This is a genomic window from Microbacterium sp. Bi98, from assembly GCF_918698045.1.
Taxonomy (GTDB): Bacteria; Actinomycetota; Actinomycetes; order Actinomycetales; family Microbacteriaceae; genus Microbacterium.
This window is the reverse complement of record NZ_CAKKLK010000002.1, coordinates 113,947-130,454: the sequence shown is the minus strand read 5'-3', so window position 1 is coordinate 130,454 and position 16,508 is coordinate 113,947. Positions and strand designations below refer to the sequence as shown.

The 16,508-nt window shown below is 66.2% G+C and carries 18 protein-coding genes; 17 read left to right on the top strand and 1 reads right to left on the bottom strand.

The window, feature by feature from the left end:
- Positions 1–14: 14 nt before the first annotated feature.
- From LQZ85_RS04405 to LQZ85_RS04395, 3 genes are read left to right on the top strand one after another with little or no spacing between them, the layout of a single operon-like run.
- Positions 15–824, top strand: coding sequence for a thymidylate synthase (locus LQZ85_RS04405; protein WP_056278499.1), 810 nt, complete (start codon positions 15–17; stop codon positions 822–824).
- Positions 821–1,297 carry a dihydrofolate reductase gene (locus tag LQZ85_RS04400; protein WP_053095826.1) on the top strand — a complete coding sequence of 159 codons (477 nt, stop codon included), beginning with the start codon at positions 821–823 and terminating at the stop codon, positions 1,295–1,297. Before LQZ85_RS04405 ends, LQZ85_RS04400 begins: the two co-directional genes overlap by 4 nt.
- On the top strand, positions 1,297–2,058 hold the full coding sequence (locus tag LQZ85_RS04395) for an SDR family oxidoreductase (RefSeq protein WP_056278502.1): 762 nt from the start codon (positions 1,297–1,299) through the stop codon (positions 2,056–2,058). Before LQZ85_RS04400 ends, LQZ85_RS04395 begins: the two co-directional genes overlap by 1 nt.
- A 60-nt stretch (positions 2,059–2,118) precedes the next feature.
- Here LQZ85_RS04395 and LQZ85_RS04390 read toward each other — a convergent pair whose 3' ends face one another.
- Positions 2,119–2,658, bottom strand: a complete 540-nt coding sequence (locus tag LQZ85_RS04390; protein WP_056278504.1) for an NUDIX hydrolase — start codon at positions 2,656–2,658, stop codon at positions 2,119–2,121.
- A 112-nt stretch (positions 2,659–2,770) separates the two neighbouring features.
- On the opposite strand from LQZ85_RS04390, the gene dapA reads away from it, so the two are divergent.
- The 14 genes from dapA to LQZ85_RS04320 all read left to right on the top strand — a co-directional run bounded on the left by dapA (position 2,771) and on the right by LQZ85_RS04320 (position 16,505).
- Positions 2,771–3,748 (top strand): 4-hydroxy-tetrahydrodipicolinate synthase, encoded by a 978-nt coding sequence (dapA, locus tag LQZ85_RS04385; protein ID WP_053095829.1) that lies wholly within the window; start codon positions 2,771–2,773, stop codon positions 3,746–3,748.
- 68 nt (positions 3,749–3,816) lie between these two features.
- A complete protein-coding gene (locus LQZ85_RS04380) occupies positions 3,817–5,493 on the top strand; it encodes a ribonuclease J (protein ID WP_230100568.1) in 1,677 nt (558 codons plus the stop codon).
- Positions 5,494–5,566: 73 nt separating this feature from the next.
- A complete protein-coding gene (locus LQZ85_RS04375; RefSeq protein WP_056278507.1) occupies positions 5,567–6,061 on the top strand; it encodes a GNAT family N-acetyltransferase in 495 nt (164 codons plus the stop codon).
- 81 nt (positions 6,062–6,142) lie between these two features.
- On the top strand, positions 6,143–8,881 hold the full coding sequence (locus LQZ85_RS04370) for a DNA translocase FtsK (protein WP_056278509.1): 2,739 nt from the start codon (positions 6,143–6,145) through the stop codon (positions 8,879–8,881).
- Complete coding sequence (pgsA, locus tag LQZ85_RS04365) at positions 8,881–9,456, top strand: CDP-diacylglycerol--glycerol-3-phosphate 3-phosphatidyltransferase (RefSeq protein WP_053095833.1); 576 nt, start codon at positions 8,881–8,883, stop codon at positions 9,454–9,456. Before LQZ85_RS04370 ends, pgsA begins: the two co-directional genes overlap by 1 nt.
- On the top strand, positions 9,453–9,935 hold the full coding sequence (locus LQZ85_RS04360; protein WP_056278512.1) for a CinA family protein: 483 nt from the start codon (positions 9,453–9,455) through the stop codon (positions 9,933–9,935). Before pgsA ends, LQZ85_RS04360 begins: the two co-directional genes overlap by 4 nt.
- Before the next feature lie 141 nt (positions 9,936–10,076).
- Positions 10,077–10,385, top strand: a complete 309-nt coding sequence (locus LQZ85_RS04355) for a helix-turn-helix transcriptional regulator (RefSeq protein WP_042541772.1) — start codon at positions 10,077–10,079, stop codon at positions 10,383–10,385.
- A 23-nt stretch (positions 10,386–10,408) separates the two neighbouring features.
- On the top strand, positions 10,409–10,633 hold the full coding sequence (locus LQZ85_RS04350) for a DUF3046 domain-containing protein (protein WP_053095835.1): 225 nt from the start codon (positions 10,409–10,411) through the stop codon (positions 10,631–10,633).
- A 285-nt stretch (positions 10,634–10,918) separates the two neighbouring features.
- Positions 10,919–11,962: a recombinase RecA gene (gene recA, locus LQZ85_RS04345; protein WP_056278514.1), complete on the top strand. Its 1,044-nt coding sequence runs from the start codon at positions 10,919–10,921 to the stop codon at positions 11,960–11,962.
- 306 nt (positions 11,963–12,268) lie between these two features.
- Positions 12,269–12,844: a regulatory protein RecX gene (locus tag LQZ85_RS04340; protein ID WP_056278517.1), complete on the top strand. Its 576-nt coding sequence runs from the start codon at positions 12,269–12,271 to the stop codon at positions 12,842–12,844.
- Positions 12,845–12,931: 87 nt separating this feature from the next.
- Positions 12,932–14,479: a tRNA (N6-isopentenyl adenosine(37)-C2)-methylthiotransferase MiaB gene (gene miaB / locus LQZ85_RS04335; protein ID WP_056278519.1), complete on the top strand. Its 1,548-nt coding sequence runs from the start codon at positions 12,932–12,934 to the stop codon at positions 14,477–14,479.
- Between the two features lie 32 nt (positions 14,480–14,511).
- Positions 14,512–15,450 (top strand): tRNA (adenosine(37)-N6)-dimethylallyltransferase MiaA, encoded by a 939-nt coding sequence (gene miaA, locus LQZ85_RS04330; RefSeq protein WP_056278521.1) that lies wholly within the window; start codon positions 14,512–14,514, stop codon positions 15,448–15,450.
- 58 nt (positions 15,451–15,508) lie between these two features.
- Positions 15,509–16,036, top strand: a complete 528-nt coding sequence (locus tag LQZ85_RS04325) for a dihydrofolate reductase family protein (protein WP_056278524.1) — start codon at positions 15,509–15,511, stop codon at positions 16,034–16,036.
- Positions 16,029–16,505: a GNAT family acetyltransferase gene (locus LQZ85_RS04320; RefSeq protein WP_056278525.1), complete on the top strand. Its 477-nt coding sequence runs from the start codon at positions 16,029–16,031 to the stop codon at positions 16,503–16,505. Before LQZ85_RS04325 ends, LQZ85_RS04320 begins: the two co-directional genes overlap by 8 nt.
- Positions 16,506–16,508: the final 3 nt, after the last annotated feature.

The window sequence follows — 16,508 nt, the reverse complement described above, 5'->3', positions numbered from 1 at the left end:
GTAGTCTGGCACACATGAGCGCAGCCGTCCCGACGCCGTACGAAGACCTTCTCCGAGACGTGCTGGAGTCCGGCACTCACAAGTCCGATCGAACAGGAACCGGCACCACCAGCGTCTTCGGGCGGCAGATCCGCTTCGATCTCTCCGAGGGCTTCCCGCTCATCACCACGAAGCGGGTGCACTTCAAGTCGATCGCCTACGAGCTCCTCTGGTTCCTCAGGGGCGACTCGAATGTGAAGTGGCTGCAGGAGCATGGCGTCACCATCTGGGACGAATGGGCCGATGCCGACGGCGATCTGGGTCCTGTCTATGGAGTGCAGTGGCGCAGCTGGCCGACGCCGGAGGGTGAGAGCATCGATCAGCTCGCTCAGGTGATCGAGCAGATCCGGCAGACGCCCGACTCCCGGCGACTCATCGTGTCTGCCTGGAACCCGGCCGACATCCCCGACATGGCGCTTGCTCCTTGTCACGCCCTGTTCCAGTTCTACGTGGCGGACGGCAAGCTCTCCTGCCAGCTCTATCAGCGCAGCGCCGACCTGTTCCTCGGCGTCCCGTTCAACATCGCGTCCTACGCCCTGCTGACGCTGATGATCGCCCAGCAGGTGGGACTCGAGCCTGGCGACTTCGTCTGGACCGGGGGTGACTGCCACATCTACGACAATCACCTCGACCAGGTGAATGAACAGCTCACGCGCGAACCGTATCCATACCCGACGCTGAGGTTCGCCCGGAAGCCCGAGTCGATCCTCGACTACGACTACGAGGACTTCGTCGTCGAGGATTACCAGCACCACGCTCCGATCAGGGCGGCGGTCGCGGTATGACCTGGGTCGGGCTGATCTGGGCCGAGGCGCACGGCGGCGTCATCGGAGCAGAGGGCGGCATGCCCTGGAACGTCCCCGAGGATCTCGCTCACTTCAAGGAAGTCACCCTCGGCGCTCCCGTGATCATGGGTCGCAAGACGTGGGACTCGCTCCCTGAGCGCTTCCGCCCGCTTCCAGGGCGAGAGAACATCGTCATCACCCGCCAGCAGGACTGGTCCGCGGACGGCGCCCGTCGTGCCGCGACCGTCACGGACGCGGTGCGCGGCCACGAGAAGGTATGGATCATCGGCGGCGCCGAGATCTTCCGCCTGGTGATCGCCGACGCCGACCGCCTCGAAGTCACCGAGCTCGACATCGAGGTCTCCGGCGACGCGTATGCGCCGTCCAAAGCCGGGTGGCGGCTCGTGAACGAGGGGGAGTGGCAGACGTCGCGCTCCGGCATCCGGTTCCGCTTCCTGGGATACGAGCGCTGATGCCCACCGCACTGATCACCGGAGCGAGCGCCGGCCTCGGCGCAGAGTTCGCGCGCCAGTTGGCCCGGCGCCGAGCCGATCTGATCCTCGTCGCACGTTCCGCCGGCGATCTCGAGGTCGTGGCGGCCGAGTTGCGCAGCGAGCACGGTGTCGCGGTCGAGGTGCTTCCCGCCGACCTGTCGATCGACGAGGATGTCGAGCGCGTGGCCGACCGTCTCCGTGATGCCTCCGATCCGGTCGACCTTCTCATCAACAATGCAGGCTTCGGCCTCCCGCTGCAGTTCGCCGACAACGACATCGACGACGAGGTGCGCCATCTGCGCGTTCACGTCGAGGCGTCGATGCGGCTCATGCACGCGGCGCTTCAGACGATGCGCGGCCGTGGGGGCCGGATCATCAACGTCGCGTCCGTCGCAGGGTTCATCTCGCGCTCCACGTATTCCGCGTGCAAGAGCTGGTTGATCGGATTCAGCCGCTGGGCGAATGTCGAGTACGCACCCGACGGAGTGACGGTCACCGCCGTCTGCCCGGGTTTCACGCACACGACCTTCCACGAGCGGATGGGACTCGAACCGGGGCACGAGGGCGTTCCCGGCTTCATGTGGCTCGACGCGCGGAATGTGGTCCGCGAGGCGCTCCGTGACGCGGCGCGCGGAAGGGCCGTCTCGATCCCGTCGCTGCGTTACAAGGCGATCGTCGCTGTCGCGTCCCTGCTTCCGAGCGCGCTGACCTCCGGCGTCGCACGTCGCGGCCGCGTCTGATCTGAACGTCGACCGCGTCCCGCTGTGGGCGCGCCGTGCGCGAATGAGGGCGCTAGGAGATCAGCGGAATCTGCCCAGACGGATACCGGCGTATCCGATCGCCGCCACGGTCTCTCCATCGGTGATGCGGCCATCGGAGATCATGCCGAGGACGTCGGAGAACGGTACCCAGGTGACGGCGTCGATGCCCTCCTCCGCCTGCGTGTGAGTGGAGTCGTCGGACGGAGTCAGACCCCGAGCGAGGAACACGTGCTCGGGGGCGTGGGCGATCCCGTTCAGGGCGTTCATCGTTCCGAGTTCCGTCCAGTCCTCGGCGACGAAGCCCGTCTCCTCGAGCAGCTCGCGCTGCGCTGCAGCGAGCGGTTCTTCGCCGTCGCTTCCTCCGGCAGGAATCTCTATCGACACTCCGGTCGTGTAGCGCTCGAGAGTGATGAGGCAGACGCGGTCCTCGTCATCGAGTGCGACGACGAAGACCGCCGGATGCCGCATGGTCACCACGCCGTAGATGCCATCGCCCCCGGGCCCCGTGACCTGGTCCTCCCGAACCTCGATCCACCGGTTCTCGTACACCGTCGACGATTCGCGTGTAACCCATGCCATGGAGTCGAGCCTATGTGGATCCCAATCAAGATGATGGTCGCGATCGTCCGGGGAGATGTCATCCGCCGTCCCTCGTCTGGGTGAGCGGCATTCGAACCGATACGCTGGGGGCATGACGCACTCGGGCAACCCCTTCGGACAGGTTCTCGTCGCGCTCGTCACTCCGATGACGGCCGACGGCGAAGTCGATTGGCCCGCCGTCGAGAAGCACATCGATGACGTCATCACCGCCGGTGCTGACGGAATCGTCGTGACGGGAACGACCGGCGAGACCTCGACCCTGACGGACCCTGAGAAGCTCAAGCTCGTCGAGGTCGGAAAGTCGGTCTCGGCCGGACGCGCCAAGATCATCACCGGCGGTGGATCCAACGAGACCGCGCACGCGATCGAGCTCTACAAGGCGAGCGAGAAGGCCGGCGCAGACGCCATCATGATCGTCACGCCGTACTACAACAAGCCGACCCAGGCCGGGATCCTCACGCATTTCCGCCTGGTGGCCGACGCCACCGACCTGCCGGTGATCCTCTACGACATCCCCGGTCGCACCGGCGTGCCGATCAAGTACGAGACCATCCTGCGCCTCGCCAAGCACCCGAACATCCTCGCCGTGAAGGACGCCAAGGGCGACTTCTCCGAGGTGAGCCGCGTCCTTAACCAGACCGACCTCATGTACTTCTCGGGAGACGACGCGAATGTTCTGCCGCATCTCGCCATCGGCGCGACCGGCCTGATCGGCGTGACCGCCAACGTCGCGGCGGCTCCGTACCGCACCATCATCGACGCCGTCAACCGAGGCGATCTGACGACGGCCACGGCAGAGCACAAGAGGCTCGAGCCGCTCGTGCGCGCGGTCATGACGCATGTCCCGGGAACCGTCGCCGCGAAGTACATCCTGCACGGCCTGGGCCGGATCTCCAGCCCCCGCGTGCGTCTGCCCCTGGTGGGTCCCGAAGAGTGGGAGGCCGCGCTCATCGAGGACGAGCTCGATCTCGTGAGGGACGTTCCGGGAGCAGACTTCTCCAACTTCCGCCCCGACCGCAACGCGGCCGCGGGCGGCGCCCTGCCGAAGGTGCACGGCACGACCCGCTGAGAACGCACGCGCCGAGGCGCGTCACCATGAACGAACGGACGCGTGGAGTGTCCGACTGAGGAGACAGCATGTCCATCCCGCTCGCAGAACCCGCAGCTCTCGACGAGGGGACGCTGCGGGTCACTCCGCTCGGCGGACTCGGTGAGATCGGTCGCAACATGACCATCTTCGAGTTCGACGGCAAGATCCTGATCGTCGACTGCGGAGTGCTCTTCCCGGAGGAGCACCAGCCCGGAGTCGACCTGATCCTGCCGGACTTCGAGCCGATCAAGAGCCGCCTCGACGACATCGTCGGAGTCGTCCTCACCCACGGGCACGAGGACCACATCGGTGCCGTTCCCTACCTGCTGCGCCTGAAGAGCGACATCCCCGTGATCGGATCGGGCCTCACGCTCGCGCTGGTCGAGGCGAAGCTCAAGGAGCACCGCATCAAGGCCTACACCCTCACGGTGAAGGAGGGCCAGCGGGAGCAGGTCGGACCGTTCGACCTCGAGTTCGTCGCGGTCAACCACTCGATCCCGGACGCACTCGCCGTGGCGATCCGCACTCCCGCGGGCCTCGTGCTGGCGACCGGCGACTTCAAGATGGACCAGCTTCCGCTCGACGGACGCATCACCGACCTCCGCGCGTTCGCCCGCCTCGGCGAGGAAGGGGTCGACCTGTTCCTCGTCGACTCGACGAACGCCGACGTGCCCGGGTTCACTCCCACGGAGCGCTCGATCGGCCCCGTGCTCGATCAGGTCATCGGCAAGGCGCCTCGCCGGGTCATCGTCGCGAGCTTCTCGAGTCACGTGCACCGCGTGCAGCAGGTTCTCGACGCCGCGCATGCGCACGGCCGACGGGTCGCGCTGCTCGGACGCAGCATGCTGCGCAACATGACGATCGCCGAGGACCTCGGATACCTGAAGGTGCCGAGCGGTCTTCTCATCGACTACAAGAAGGCCCGCGACCTTCCGGACGACAAGATCGTCTACATGTCCACCGGCTCGCAGGGCGAGCCCATGGCCGTTCTGAGTCGCATGGCCAACCTCGACCATGCGATCGAGCCCGGACCGGGTGACACCGTCATCCTGGCCTCGAGCCTCATCCCCGGCAACGAGAATGCCGTGTACCGCGTGATCGACGGTCTGACCAAGCTCGGCGCGAAGGTGGTGCACAAGGCGAACGCCAAGGTGCACGTCTCGGGCCATGCCGCAGCGGGTGAGCTCATCTACTGCTACAACATCCTGCGACCCAAGAACGTGCTGCCGGTGCACGGCGAGTACCGCCATCTGATCGCCAACGCCAAGCTGGCGCAGGACACGGGCATCGAGGCCGAGCGCACGATCATCGCCTCGAACGGCACGGTCATCGACCTGAAGGGCGGCGACGCCCGAGTGGTCGGCCAGCTCGATCTCGGTTTCGTGTACGTCGACGGCTCGACCGTCGGCGCGATCACGGACGCAGACCTCAAGGATCGTCGGATCCTGGCTGAAGAGGGCTTCGTCTCCGTGATCGTCGTGGTCGATGCCGCCACCGGTCGCATCATCTCCGGTCCGGAAATCCACGCGCGCGGCATCGCCGAAGACGATTCCGTCTTCGATGACGTCACCCCGAAGATCATCGCCGCCCTCAAGGAGGCCTCCGGCAACGGCGTGCGCGACACGCATGCGCTCTCGCAGGTCATCCGTCGGACCATCGGGCGCTGGGTCAACCAGAAGCTCCGTCGTCGTCCGATGATCGTCCCGCTGGTCATCGAAGCGTGATCGGAGCCCGGTGGTTCGCGGGTTCCCAGTCGACCGACACTCGGCTGTAACGCGAACGGCCTAGGCTCACCCCATGCCGGACGTCTTCTCGATTCGACCCGCCGACCAGGCGGACGGGAGCTTCCTCGGCGACATGGTCGTCGAGGCGGCGAACTGGCGCTCGGGCGGGGCACGCGCTCGGCATGAGATTCTCAGCGCCGTCGAGCACCGGCGCTACATCGCGGGGTGGATGCGGCCGGCGGATGCCGGTTTCATCGCGCTCGACTCCGATCTGCGACCCATCGGTGCGGCGTGGTATCGGATGCTCGCACCGGACGACGCAGGCTTCGGTTTCGTCGGAACCGCGGTGCCCGAGCTCATCATCGGAGTGCAGCCGATCTGGCGGGCGCACGGAGTCGGACGGACCCTGCTTCGACGCCTCGTCACCCACGCGCGCGAGCAGGGGCACCCTCGGATCAGCCTCAGCGTCGAACGGGACAACTTTGCGCACGCCCTGTATCGGTCGGAGGGTTTCGTGGTCACCGACGCGGGGGATCTCCGTGACACGATGGTGCATCGCACGTCCTGATCTCCCTTCGCGGGCCCGGGAACCGGCCGGAATGCCGCGTCATTACGGGTGAATGTCGGCCTCTGGCCGTAACGTGAGAGCATGGCCAGGAGTACCACGAAGTCCGCGCGCGCGTCCGAGAGCGCCACGCCTCGCCCGAAGCGGCAGGCTGCGCCGAAGGCCCAGGCTGCGCCGAAGAAGTACATCGACGAGATCGACAAGCCTCCGGTGGCGGTACGAGCGTGGAACGGGCTCGCCCACGGCGTCGGTGGCCTGTTCCGGGCATTCGGCCCGGAGACGCTCGAAAAGGATGACCGGCGCGACGGATTCCCCTTCCTGCTGGTGCTTCTGGCGATCGCCGGAGCGGTCAACGAATGGTTCTTCATCGGCAACGAGGTCGCGTCGAACATCAGCGCCTACTCGGTGGGGCTTCTGGTCGGGCGCGTGGCTTTCGTCATGCCCGTGCTGCTGCTGCTGCTGGCAGGGTGGCTGTTCCGCCATCCCTCGTCCGTCCACGACAACGGGCGCATCGGCATCGGCTTCGGACTCTTCGTGCTCACCCTGGCAGGCTTCTGCCACATCGCAGCGGGTCGAGTCGACTCCGCCGGACTGCTCGTTCGTGCGCAGCCCCGGGACGGCATGCCTGCGCTCAGCGAAGCGGGCGGTCTCTTCGGCTGGATGATCGGTGAGCCGCTCTCGTATCTCACTCCGGTGGGTGCCTATATCGTCCTGGCCCTGCTGGCGGGACTCAGCATCCTGATCCTGACCAAGACTCCGCCGAACCGTATCGGGCAGCGCCTGGGCGACCTCTACGCGTGGATGTTCGACGCTGAGCGCACCGAGAAGCCTGCGAAGGAAGCCGCGGCGATCGACGAGTCCGACAAGGTCGACGACCCCGACGTCCTTCCCTGGTGGCGGCGGAACAAGACCGGCCGTGAGGAAGACCCCGACGAGGGGACGCTGGGCTCCGACGACATCACCGCGCTGCTGACGACCTCCGAGCCGACTCCGGCTTACGATCAGGCCGTCGTCGTGGAAGATCCGTATGACGCGGCGACCGAGGTGCTGACGGACGTGCGGTCCGTGACGGAATCCCTGGCAGGGCAGCAGACCACCGCACTGCTAGACGACGAGTCCGACACCGGAGAGATGCCGGAGCTTCCGGGTCTCGACGGCTTCGGCACGGCCGGGCCGGGGGAGCGAGGCCCCCAGGCCCCCGTCGCCCCGTACGTGCTGCCGTCGCCAGGTCTTCTGGTCGAAGGGCCTCCACCGGTCGCGCGCTCCGAGGCGACCGACAAGGTGATCGAGCAGATCACGAGCGTGCTGACACAGTTCAAGGTCGACGCGAAGGTCACTGGTTTCTCGCGTGGCCCCACGGTCACCCAGTACGAGGTCGAGGTGGGGCACGGCGTCAAGGTCGAGAAGATCCTCCAGCTGAGCAACAACTTCGCGTATGCGGTCGCATCGAACGATGTGCGGATCCTCTCGCCGATACCCGGAAAGAGCGCGATCGGAATCGAGATTCCGAACGCCGACAAGGAGATGGTCGCGCTCGGCGATGTGCTCAGGTCTCCGGCAGCGCACAAGAGCACCCACCCGATGACGATCGGCGTCGGAAAGGACGTCGGTGGGAACATCGTCATCGCCAACCTCGCGAAGATGCCTCACCTGCTTGTCGCCGGTTCCACCGGCTCCGGAAAGTCGAGCTTCGTCAACTCGATGATCACGAGTCTGCTCATGCGCGCCCGACCCACGGATGTGCGGATGGTCCTGATCGACCCCAAGCGCGTGGAGCTGACGAGCTACGCCGGGGTGCCGCACCTGATCACACCCATCATCACGAACCCCAAGAAGGCGGCGGAAGCGCTGCAGTGGGTCGTGAAGGAGATGGACATGCGGTACGACGACCTCGCGTCGTTCGGGTTCCGTCACATCGACGACTTCAACCGTGCCGTCCGCGCCGGCGAGGTGGAGCTTCCCGTGGGAAGCGAACGCGTGCTCAAGCCCTACCCGTACCTCCTCGTCGTCGTCGACGAATTGGCGGACCTGATGATGGTCGCCCCGCGCGACGTCGAGGACTCGATCGTCCGCATCACCCAGCTCGCACGCGCGTCCGGTATCCACCTCGTGCTAGCGACGCAGCGACCCAGCGTCGATGTCGTGACCGGTCTGATCAAGGCGAATGTCCCCTCGCGCCTCGCGTTCGCCGTCACGAGCGTCACAGACAGTCGCGTGATCCTCGACAGCCCCGGCGCCGACAAGCTGATCGGACAGGGCGATGCGCTGTTCTCGCCCATGGGGTCGTCCAAGCCGTTCCGACTGCAGGGTGCGTGGGTCGATGAGAAGGAGATCGACGCGGTCGTCAAGCACGTGACGCGTCAGGCCCGTCCGGACTACCGCGCCGACGTCCAGGAAGCGCTGGAGCCCACGAAGAAGAAGGAGGTCGACGAGGACATCGGCGACGATCTCGAGCTTCTTCTCGCCGCGGCCGAACTCATCGTGTCGTCGCAGTTCGGGTCGACGTCGATGCTGCAGCGCAAGCTCCGCGTCGGGTTCGCGAAGGCCGGTCGCCTGATGGACCTCCTCGAGTCGCGAGAGATCGTCGGCCCGTCAGAAGGATCGAAGGCGCGCGATGTGCTGGCGACGGCCGAACAGCTGCCCCAGGTCATGGCGAAGCTGCGAGGCGACGACACTCCGCCGAAGCCGCCTGCCCCCTCCTCGGCCGCGACTGCTGCCGGGACGCCGCACGACCCGGTCGAGGCGCAGTTCCAGGGACTCCCTGTGGTCGAGGCTGAAGACGATGGCGACGAAGACGCCTGGGGACTGACGGGACGCGACTGATGGCCATTCCACGGCAGCTTCCCAACGCGATCACGGTCGCGCGCATACCGCTCGCGGTGATCTTCTTCGTCCTCCTGCTGATCGGTGGCACGTTCGGACTCGACGACATCGCTGTCCGCTGGATCGCCGCTGTTCTCTTCATCGTCGCGATCTCGACCGATTGGGTCGATGGCTACCTGGCCCGCCGCTACGAGATCGTCAGCGACTTCGGAAAGCTCTGGGACCCGATCGCCGACAAGCTGCTCACCGGCGCGGGTTTCATCGGTCTCGCGATACTGGGCGAGCTGAACTGGTGGCTGGTGATCATCATCCTCATTCGGGAGTGGGGCATCACGATCCACCGTCTCATGGTGGCGAAGGAGCACGTCGTGGCTGCGGCCTGGATGGGCAAGATCAAGACGGCAGTGCAGGCGGTGGCCCTGTCCTGGGCGCTGCTTCCGTTGCACGTCGTGATCGGGCTGGAGCCGTGGCTGCTCGTGACCGCCATCCTGATGGTGCTCGTGCTGATCCTCACCGTGGCGAGCGGAATCGACTACATCGTCGCGCAGGTACGAGGCGCGCGGCAGCCCTCGTGACATCTGCGTCGGCCGTGCTCGCCGCGCTGGTCGAGCGTGGCTGGACGCTCGGTGTCGCGGAGTCGTTGACGGGCGGTGCTCTCGCGGCCGAGTTCGTCTCCGTGCCGGGGGCGTCTGCCTCGCTCCGTGGAGCGATCGTCGCGTACGCCACTCCGGTGAAGCACACGCTGCTGGGCGTCGACGACGCGCTGCTCGACGCGCACGGTCCTGTCCACCCCGACGTCGCTCTTCAGATGGCGGCGGGGGTGCGCGGTGCGTTGAACGTCGACGGGGCCCCTGCCGACGTCGGCGTCTCGACCACGGGTATCGCGGGGCCGGACTCACCTGACGGTCAGCCGGTCGGCACGGTGCATGTGGCCGTGGTGACGCCGGATTCCTCGGTGACCGAGTTGTTTCGATTCGCCGGTGATCGTGCCGAGGTGCGGGCGCAGGCGGTCGACGCGGCGATCGATATGCTCGCTCGGGTTCTGCGGGAATAGGGGATGGGTGCGCTCCGTTATGTCCTATGTGCTCACACCGAAAGCACAGCGTGCGAAGGTAGATTTTGTGAAGGTCGGTAGGACTAGACTGGCGGTCTCTTCGAGGGAGACCTCGAGAAGGCGATCTGGGAGGAGGTTCCGATGATTCTTGTACGACAGGAAATCGGCGATGTGCTGAGGGACTTCCGCCTGCAGAAGGGGCGGACGCTCCGGCAGGTTGCAAGCAAGGCTTCTGTGGCGCTGGGCTATCTCAGCGAGGTCGAGCGGGGCCAGAAGGAAGCATCGAGTGAGATTCTCGCCTCGGTGGCTGACGCTCTGGATGTTCCCATCTCGATCATCATGCGAGAGGTCGGCGACCGGATCTCGGTCCTCGAAGGCATTCAGGTCTTCCCTGATGTCGTTCCGGACGACCTCGTGGCTTCTGTCGAGCCCGAGCTGTCGCTCCACTGAACGTCGGACTCTCATAGCCTCTGATGCGACGTAGTGAGTTCCTCCGCGCAGTCGATGCGGAATTCGGCGGTCGCGGGTCATCTCTGATCAGCGACCTCGTTCTGACTCAGCTCGCCGGGCGCACTGCCGACGAAGCGCTGGACGCTGGCGTCGCACCGCGCGAGATCTGGCTGGCGCTGTGCGCCGAGACGGATGTCCCCCTGGAGCGGCGACACGGTGCAGGTCGTCTGGAGCCGCGCAAGCGATGACCCTCTGAGGCGTTCGCGGCGAGGGCCGCGTTCGAGGCGGTTTCGATTTGCGACACGCCGAGACGGCGTGTCGTCGAATATGTGTTCGAAACGGGCGTAGTCTTCTGCACAAGTGGTTCAGAGACGTTTCTCTCCCTGTTTCGCGGTGCTGACGACGCAATGTCGGAGGCTCCTCCTACGGTGAAGAACAAGCCGAAGAGCCATACGCCTTGTCGGAGAGTTCCGCCCAGCCGGGAGGACCGCGACAGCCTACAGGCGGCACCACGCGAGCATAAGGAGCACGTCATGCCATCACCCGCTGACCGCGAGAAGTCCCTCGAGACCGCCCTCGCCCAGATCGATCGTCAGTTCGGAAAGGGCTCGGTCATGAGACTGGGCAGCGACGAGCGTGCGCCTGTCGCCGTCATTCCGACCGGTTCCATCGCTCTCGATGTCGCCCTCGGCGTCGGAGGACTGCCGCGTGGACGAATCGTCGAGATCTACGGTCCTGAGTCGTCGGGTAAGACGACGCTCACCCTCCACGCGATCGCCAACGCTCAGCGCGCTGGCGGAATCGCTGCCTTCATCGACGCCGAGCACGCGCTCGACCCTGACTACGCCGCGAAGCTCGGTGTCGACATCGACGCCCTTCTCGTCTCGCAGCCCGACACGGGTGAGCAGGCGCTCGAGATCGCGGACATGCTCGTCCGCTCCGGGGCGATCGACCTGATCGTCATCGACTCCGTGGCCGCGCTCGTGCCTCGAGCCGAGATCGAGGGCGAGATGGGTGACTCCCACGTGGGTCTGCAGGCTCGTCTGATGTCTCAGGCGCTGCGAAAGCTCACCGGTGGGCTCAACCAGACGAACACCACGATGATCTTCATCAACCAGCTGCGAGAGAAGATCGGTGTCTTCTTCGGCTCGCCGGAGACCACCGCGGGTGGAAAGGCGCTGAAGTTCTACGCGTCCGTCCGAATGGACATCCGCCGAATCGAGACTCTGAAGGACGGCACCGACGCAGTCGGAAACCGTACGAGGGTCAAGGTCGTGAAGAACAAGATGGCTCCGCCGTTCAAGCAGGCTGAGTTCGACATCCTCTACGGCGTCGGCATCTCCCGTGAGGGCAGCCTGATCGACTTCGGTGTGGAGCACGGCATCGTCAAGAAGTCCGGGTCCTGGTACACCTATGACGGTGACCAGCTGGGACAGGGCAAGGAGAACGCGCGAACGTTCCTGCTCAAGAACCCCGACATCGCGCTGGCGATCGAGACCCAGATCAAGCAGAAGCTCGGCATCGGAGGAGCCACCGAGGCACATGCTGACGAGCTCGCCGAGCGCCGCCCGGCATGATCGTGATGGTTCGCGGTTGTGGCGCAACCGGAGCGAACCATGAGTGATGGCGGGGGCGAGCCTCAGGAGCTCGCCCCCATCATCCCTCTGTTCGGCCGTGATTCCGCGCGGATGAAGCCGGTCGATCGAAGCTCTGTCGGGTCCGATGCAGGTACCCGCCGCGCCGCGGAAGACGCAGGCCTCGTGGAATCGACGGCGGTGGGAGTCGCATCCACCGGCGACTCGGCTCCAGCTCCACTCGTCGACTCTCGTGGGCCCAGCGAACGGCATCCTGCTCGAGGCGCTGCGGCTCGGTCTGCACCCCGATTGCGTGCACTGCAACCACACGACGACGACTCAGCAGATGAGAGCGGCGTCGATCCGTCGAAGCTGCGCGTCGACGCCGAGGAGCTTCTCGTGCGCAAGCTGAGGGCTCGATCGCTCTCGTTGTCCGAGGCGCGGATGGTGCTCAGGGGCTACGAAGAGAACGGCGTCCGGCTCGACTCCGGGTCGATCGACGACGTGATCGACGACTTCTGTCGCCGCGGCTACCTCGATGACGCGGTTCTCGCCGATCAGCTCGTGATGTCGGGAATCGAGCGAAAAGGACAGGGGCGGGTCGCTCTTTCGCGGGTGCTCTCGCAGCGGGGGATTCCCCGCGATGTGATCGACGCGGCATTGGGCGATGTTCCCGACGACGACGCGGAGCGCGCACTCGAGTACGCTCGCTCGAAAGCACGATCGATGTCCCGCCTCGACCCGGATACTGCTCTGAGACGCCTCGTCGGTCAGCTATCACGTCGCGGGTACAACGGTTCCATCGCGATGACGGCTGCGAAGACGGCCCTCGCCGAGGAATCTTCCGGCTCGTCGTCGCGGGTCCGATTCGTCGATTCGGACTGACACCGGGGAGGGCGCGCACCTCGCCCGGCGCCGGCCGGTCAGCGGCAGCGGCAGCGAGGGGGGAACCGCTCGTACAATGGGGAGATCATGACTATCCCGCGCAGTGAACCGACGATCATCGCGTCGTCGTCAGCCGCACTCGACCGTGACGGGCGCCAGCGTTCGTACGAGGTCCGCACCTTCGGCTGCCAGATGAACGTCCACGATTCCGAACGTCTCTCGGGCTCGCTCGAAAGTGCGGGATACGTCCGAGCCACGGACGGCGCCGAGGCCGATGTCGTGATCATCAACACGTGCGCAGTTCGCGACAATGCCGCGGGCAAGCTCTACGGGACCCTCGGTCAGCTCGCTTCGGTGAAGCGCCGCAAGGACGGCATGCAGATCGCCGTCGGGGGCTGTCTCGCCCAGATGGACAAGCAAGCCGTTCTCGACAAGGCCCCATGGGTCGATGTGGTCTTCGGCACGCACAACATGGGGTCGCTTCCCGGCCTTCTCGAGAGAGCGCGACACAACGGTGACGCCGAGCTGGAGATCCTCGAGTCGCTCGAGGTGTTTCCCTCGACGCTCCCGACCAAGCGTGACTCTGCGCACAGCGGGTGGGTGTCCATCTCGGTCGGATGCAACAACACGTGCACCTTCTGCATCGTTCCGAGTCTTCGCGGCAAGGAGAAGGACCGCCGTCCGGGTGACATCCTGAACGAGATCCGCCTCCTCGTGGAGGACGGTGCCATCGAGGTCACCCTGCTCGGACAGAACGTCAACTCCTACGGCGTGGAGTTCGGCGATCGCCAGGCATTCGGCAAGCTCCTGCGCGCGGCGGGCGAGATCGAAGGACTCGAGCGCATTCGCTTCACGAGTCCTCACCCGGCTGCGTTCACCGACGACGTGATCGACGCGATGGCTGAGACTCCCACTGTGATGCCGCAGCTTCACATGCCGCTGCAGTCCGGCAGCGATCGCATCCTCAAGTCCATGCGTCGTTCCTATCGCAGTGAGAGGTTCCTCGGAATCCTCGACCGCGTCCGTGATCGCATTCCGCATGCCGCGATCACCACCGACATCATCGTCGGGTTCCCCGGTGAGACCGAGGCGGACTTCGAGGACACAATGCGGGTGGTCGAACAGGCCCGCTTCTCGAGCGCCTTCACCTTCCAGTACTCGATCCGCGAGGGCACACCGGCGGCGACCATGGAAGACCAGGTTCCGAAGGCCGTCGTGCAGGAACGTTACAACCGGCTCATCGCGCTGCAGGAGCGCATCTCGCTCGAAGAGAACCAGAAGCAGATCGGCCGCGAGGTCGAGGTCCTCGTCTCGACGGGCGAGGGCAAGAAGGACGCCGAGACGCATAGGCTGACCGGCCGGGGGGAAGACAATCGCCTCGTGCACTTCGAGGTGACCCCGGGGTCGGCTGTTCCCCGGCCCGGTGACGTCGTCTCGGTGACCATCACCCATGCGGCTCCGTTCCACCTGCTCGCCGATGACCCGACGGGCTCCCCGCTCAAGATCCGTCGCACGCGCGGTGGGGACGCCTGGGATCGCGCCCAGGCGGAATCGTGCGCCGTGCCGGCGCCTGCGGCGCCCGACGGCACGCGGGCGGTGTCTCTCGGCCTGCCGACGCTGCGCGTCGGCAGGTGACCGCTGCTCGCGACGAAGCCGGTATCCAAGGAATGACGGGTACGGAGCCGGGCGGCACGCACGATGCGCCGCGGCTCTGGGCAGTCGTCGGCGCGACGGGGACGGGCAAGAGCGATCTCGCGCTCGATCTCGCCCAGGCGCTGCGCCGGCGGGGCAACGCAGCCGAGATCGTGAACGCCGATGCGATGCAGCTCTACCGCGGAATGGACATCGGCACGGCGAAGCTCGCCGCTGCTGAACGACGCGGCATTCCGCACCACCTCTTCGACGTGCGCGAGGTCGACGAGGAAGCGGCGGTGGCCTGGTATCAGCCTCTTGCGCGCTCCGTGATCATCGATATCCAGCGCCGTGGTGCTGACGCCATCCTCGTCGGCGGCTCCGGGCTCTACGTCTCCAGCGTCGTCTTCGACTTCGCCTTCCCGCCGCGCGACCCGGTCATCCGCGCTCGGCTCGAACGCGAGCTCGAGGACGAGGGTGCGGGGGCGATGCTCGACCGGCTGAGAGCGCTCGACCCGGCCACGGCGGCGCGCGTCGACCCCCACAACGGGAGACGGGTGATCCGCGCCCTCGAGGTGCTCGAGCAGGGCAGCGCCACGCACGGTGCCGCTCTGCCGGAACAGCCGTCGCTCTGGCAGGCGGACACCCGACTGATCGGTCTCCATGTCGAGCGCAGCGTCCTCGTCGAACGGCTCGACGCACGGGTCGAACAGATGTGGCGTGCAGGCCTCGTCGACGAGGTGGCGGGGCTCCGGCGGCAAGGGCTCGAGGATGGCGTCACTGCGCAGCGTGCCATCGGCTACTCCCAGGCTCTGGGGCAGATCGACGGGCGGCTCAGTCAAGACGAGGCGATCGCCGAGACGCAGGCCCTCACGCGTCGGTATGCCCGACGTCAGGTGTCCTGGTTCAAGCGGTATCCGGGTCTCACCTGGCACGAACCCCCGGTCGACGCGACGGCACTCGTCGAGTCCTGAGTCGACATCTCCCTCACCGCCATCGCGCGATGTCGGTGACCGATGAGAAGGTGGATGCATGGCCACCCACTTCTACACGGCGAGCAGCCTCGACGGTTTCATCGCGACTGACCAGCACTCCCTCGATTGGCTCCTCAAGCAGGACATCGACGCCGAAGGACCGATGTCCTATGGGGCGTTCGAGAAGACGATCGGGGCGCTGGCCATGGGGGCATCGACCTACAACTGGGTCATGCAGCACGAAGAGGGGCGCTGGGGCTACGAGCAGCCGACCTGGGTGTTCACGCACAGGGAGCTCGAGATTCCCGTCGGCGCCGACGTCCGCAAGGCGCAGGGCGATGTGACCGCCGTTCACTCCGAGATGGTCACTGCCGCCGGCGGCAAGGATCTGTGGGTCGTCGGTGGCGGAGACCTGGCCGGGCAGTTCGCGGATGCGGGTCTTCTCGATGAGGTGTGGGTGCAGTACGCGCCGGTCACTCTCGGATCCGGGGCACCCCTGTTGCCGCGGATGCTGGACCTCGAGCTCCTCGAGGTGGCTCGCAACCGCAACTTCATGTGCGGGCGTTACCGCGTGCGCCGTGGCTGAGGCGTCAGCCCCTCGGCGCGCAGTCGAGAGCTGGCCGGTCCGGGCGTTCGACCGGGCGCACACCGAGGCGGTTGTCGCGCTCTGGGACGAGGCCGGGCTCACGCGCCCGTGGAACGATCCGCGGCTCGACATCGAGCGCAAGCTCACGGTGCAGCCGGAGCTGTTTCTGGTCGTCGAGAGCACCGAGCCCGAATCGAGCTCGGCACCGATCCTCGGGACGGTCATGGCCGGCTACGACGGACACCGCGGCTGGCTCTACTACCTGGCGACCGCCAAGTCGCACCGCCAACGAGGGATCGCGAGAGCACTCGTGCGCGAGGCCGAACGGCTTCTCGTCGCCATGGGCTGCCCGAAGGTGCAGCTCATGGTCAGGGAGGGGAACGAAGGCGTCCTCGGTTTCTACGACGACCTGGGCTACGAACGATTCTCCGTGTCGAACACGGGCAGACGCCTGATCGTCGACGCCTAGCCG